This is a genomic window from Arthrobacter sp. AFG20, from assembly GCF_002892795.1.
Classification (GTDB): domain Bacteria; phylum Actinomycetota; class Actinomycetes; order Actinomycetales; family Micrococcaceae; genus Arthrobacter.
The window spans coordinates 1-3,405 of record NZ_PJMC01000039.1 but is presented as its reverse complement, the minus strand read 5'-3'; the positions used below and the strand labels follow the sequence as shown (position 1 = coordinate 3,405).

General features: G+C 67.3%; 3 protein-coding genes and 1 pseudogene. 1 reads left to right on the top strand and 3 read right to left on the bottom strand.

Going from position 1 to position 3,405, the window contains the following annotated elements; genetic code table 11:
• Positions 1-459: pseudogene (locus CXZ05_RS22615) on the top strand (inositol-3-phosphate synthase); the annotation flags it as partial.
• A gap of 123 nt (positions 460-582) precedes the next feature.
• Here the strand turns inward: CXZ05_RS22615 and mshA are convergent.
• The 3 genes from mshA to CXZ05_RS22600 form a co-directional block, all read right to left on the bottom strand.
• Positions 583-1,839, bottom strand: coding sequence for a D-inositol-3-phosphate glycosyltransferase (mshA, locus tag CXZ05_RS22610; RefSeq protein WP_102974692.1), 1,257 nt, complete (start codon positions 1,837-1,839; stop codon positions 583-585).
• A gap of 80 nt (positions 1,840-1,919) precedes the next feature.
• Positions 1,920-2,540: an MBL fold metallo-hydrolase gene (locus CXZ05_RS22605; protein ID WP_102974691.1), complete on the bottom strand. Its 621-nt coding sequence runs from the start codon at positions 2,538-2,540 to the stop codon at positions 1,920-1,922.
• The coding region (locus CXZ05_RS22600) for a zinc-binding dehydrogenase (RefSeq protein ID WP_102974690.1) at positions 2,537-3,405 on the bottom strand (869 nt) is incomplete at its 5' end. The genes CXZ05_RS22605 and CXZ05_RS22600, both read right to left, overlap by 4 nt.

The window sequence follows — 3,405 nt, the reverse complement described above, 5'->3', positions numbered from 1 at the left end:
GTGACGCTGGACCGCACGTACCAGCTGAACGTGGGCGGCAACATGGACTTCAAGAACATGCTGGAGCGTGACCGGCTGGAGTCGAAGAAGATCTCCAAGACCCAGGCCGTGACGTCCAATGTTGAGGCCGAGCTGGCTGCGAAGGATGTCCACATTGGCCCGTCCGATTATGTGCAGTGGCTCGATGACCGCAAGTGGGCGTTCGTGCGCCTGGAGGGCCGGAACTTCGGTGACGCCCCGGTGTCTTTGGAGTACAAGCTGGAGGTCTGGGACTCGCCGAACTCCGCGGGTGTGATCATCGACGCGATCCGTGCGGCGAAGATCGGCCTGGACCGCGGCATCGGCGGCCCCCTGGTCTCGGCGTCGAGCTACTTCATGAAGTCCCCGCCGGAGCAGTTCAACGACGACCTCGCCCGCGAAAAGGTCGAGGCCTTCATCCGCGGCGACCTCGACCGCTAACCCCCGGACCCTTCCTCACCTTTCGCAGGTTTCAACCGGATCCTTCCTCAGGTCCTGCAGGTTTTTGCGCGATGCTCCCTCACCTTTGGGTGGGGGAGCATCGCCGCTTAAGGGATGCGGAGGCTACCCGGCCAGGACTGTGAGACGTCCGAGTCGCTGTACCGCGGCGGCGTGGTAGCTGTCGAGGGTGATGGCGGCGGTGCGTTGCCAGCCGGAGTTTGCCGCGTGGATGGCGGCGGCCGCGCGCATGTTGCGGCGGATGGCGGGGTCGTCGTGGAGGGCTTCGAGGGCGTCGGCCCAGTCTGATGCCCGGTGGCCGTCCACCAAAAGCCCGGTGCGGCCGTCAACGACGGCGCTGGACAGGCCACCCACGCGGGTGGCGACCACGGGGGTGCCGCAGGCTTGCGCCTCCAGGGCCACAAGCCCGAACGATTCGCTGTAGGAGGGCATGACGACGACATCGGCCGAGCGGTACCAGGAGGCAAGTTCCGGTGCGCGGACCGGCGGATGGTGGGTCACGGCGTCGTCCATTCCTTCGGCGGTGACAATCGCGTCCAGGTCGAAGTCCCGGGCGCCGCTCGGCGCGCCGAGAACGGTCAGTTTGAGGTCGATGTCGGGGCGGCGCCGGCGGAGCAGGGCGGCGGCCCTGATCAGGACCTGCGGCCCCTTGAGCCGTTGGATCCGGCCGGCGAACAGCAAGTGGAATGTGTCCGGTGCAATGCCTTGTGCGGCGCGGGACCGGCTGCGGAACGCGGGCGTGAAAACCGAAATGTCAACGCCCGGGGGAGCGACATCGATCTGTTCGGCGTCGGCGTCGTAATGCGAAACCAGCTCGGCAGCCTCGGCGCCGGTGTTGGCAACCAGGCGCGTGGCGCGGTCGACGATGCGGTGTTCGCCTTCCTCGCGGCGCCGCGGCTCGGGCTCCTCGCCGGACTGCAGCACCAAATTCTTAACCTTTGCCATGGTGTGCATTGTGTGAACCAGAGGAACGTCCCACAGCCAGGAGAGCTCCAGTCCGGCCATGCCGGACAACCAGTAGTGGGAGTGTATGACGTCGTACCGGCTGTGCGGCTGCCTCCCGCGGATCCGCTGGATCTCGGCCACCATGCTCTGCAGCAGGTCCGGCAGTTCTTCTTTGGACAGGCCGCGCGGCGGCCCGGCGGCGACGTTGTGGACCCGGACCCCCGGGTGGGGATGTTCGACGGCGGGCTGGCCGGCCGATGTGGCGCGGGTGAAGATGTCCACTTCGATGCCCGATTCGGCCAGGGCCGAGGCGAGGCCACGGATGTAGACATTCATGCCGCCCGCGTCCCCGGAACCGGGCTGTTCCATGGGAGAGGTGTGCAGCGACAGGAAAGCCACACGCTTGATTGAAGACATGAGCCGATCTTTCTGGTCTGTTCAGTGGTGCACGAACGGCCCCCATCCAGAGGACGGGGGCCGTTAGGTGTAGCTATTTCTTACTGCGCCACTTTGGCGAGGGTTTCGCGTTCGGCGGCGATGGTGGTGTTGTCGCCGTGTCCGGTCCGGACGGTTGTTTCCGGCGGGAGGGTGAGGAGCCGTTCGCGGATGGAGGTCAGGATGGTGGGGTAGTCGCTGTAGGAGCGGCCGGTCGCGCCGGGTCCGCCGTTGAACAGGGTGTCCCCGGTGAAGACCGTGTTCTCGGTGTCGAGGTGGAAGCAGGTGGAGCCGGGTGAGTGGCCGGGCGTGTGAATCGCCTTCAGCACCGCACCGGCGACTTCGAACTCGTCCCCGTCCGCGATGCCCTTGTCGGGGGTGGTGCCGGGGTAGACCTGTTCCCAGAGGACCTGGTCCTCCGGGTTCAGGTGGATCGGGGCGCCGACAGCCTGGGCGAGTTCGCGGGCGGCGCCGATGTGGTCGTTGTGCGCGTGGGTGAGCAGGATCGCCTTCACCGTCCGGCCCCGGACCTGGTTGATGATCGCGGCGGCGTCGTGCGGGGAATCAATGATCACGCACTCGGTGTCGTTGCCGACGATCCAGACGTTGTTGTCCACATCCCAGGTCCCGCCGTCGAGCGAGAACGTGCCCGAGGTGACGAGGTTTTCGATCGTGACGCTCATGCCGAGGTCACCGCCGGCTCGGCAGCAGCCGCTGTGGAGGCTCCTGCGGGCTGGATTTCGACGACCGAGCGCAGGACCTTGCCTTCGTGCATTTTGTCGAAGGCCTCCTCGACCTGGTCGATGGTGATCCGTTCGGAAACGAACGCGTCCAGGTCCAGGTTGCCGGCCTTGTAGTGGGCCACGAGCATGGGGAAGTCGCGGGAGGGCAGGCAGTCCCCGTACCAGGAGGACTTCAGCGACCCGCCCCGCCCAAACACATCCAGCAGCGGCAGCTCCAACTGCATCTCCGGGGTCGGGACGCCGACCAGGACCACCCGGCCGGCGAGGTCGCGGGCGTAGAAGGCCTGCTTGTACGTTTCGGGCCGGCCGACGGCCTCGATCACGACGTCGGCGCCGTTCCCGCCGGTCAGGGCCCGGATCGCCTCGACCGGGTCCGTGGTGCGGGAGTTCACCCCGTGCGTCGCGCCCAGGGTCCTGGCCATCCCGATCTTGTTCTCGTCGATGTCCACGGCGATGATCGTGGTCGCCCCGGCGAGCTTCGCGCCGGCGATCGCGGCGATACCCACCCCGCCGCAGCCGATCACGGCCACCGACTCGCCGCGCTTGACCTCACCGGTGTTGATCGCGGCGCCGATGCCTGCCATCACACCGCAGCCGAGCAAACCGACCGCGGCCGGGTCCGCGTCCTCATCGACCTTCGTGCACTGCCCGGCAGCGACCAGGGTCTTCTCCGCGAACGCCCCGATCCCCAACGCCGGGGACAGCACGGTGCCGTCCTCCAGCGTCATCTTCTGAGTGGCGTTCGCCGTGTTGAAGCAGTACTGCGGCTGGCCCTTCGCGCACGCCCGGCACTGCCCGCACACCG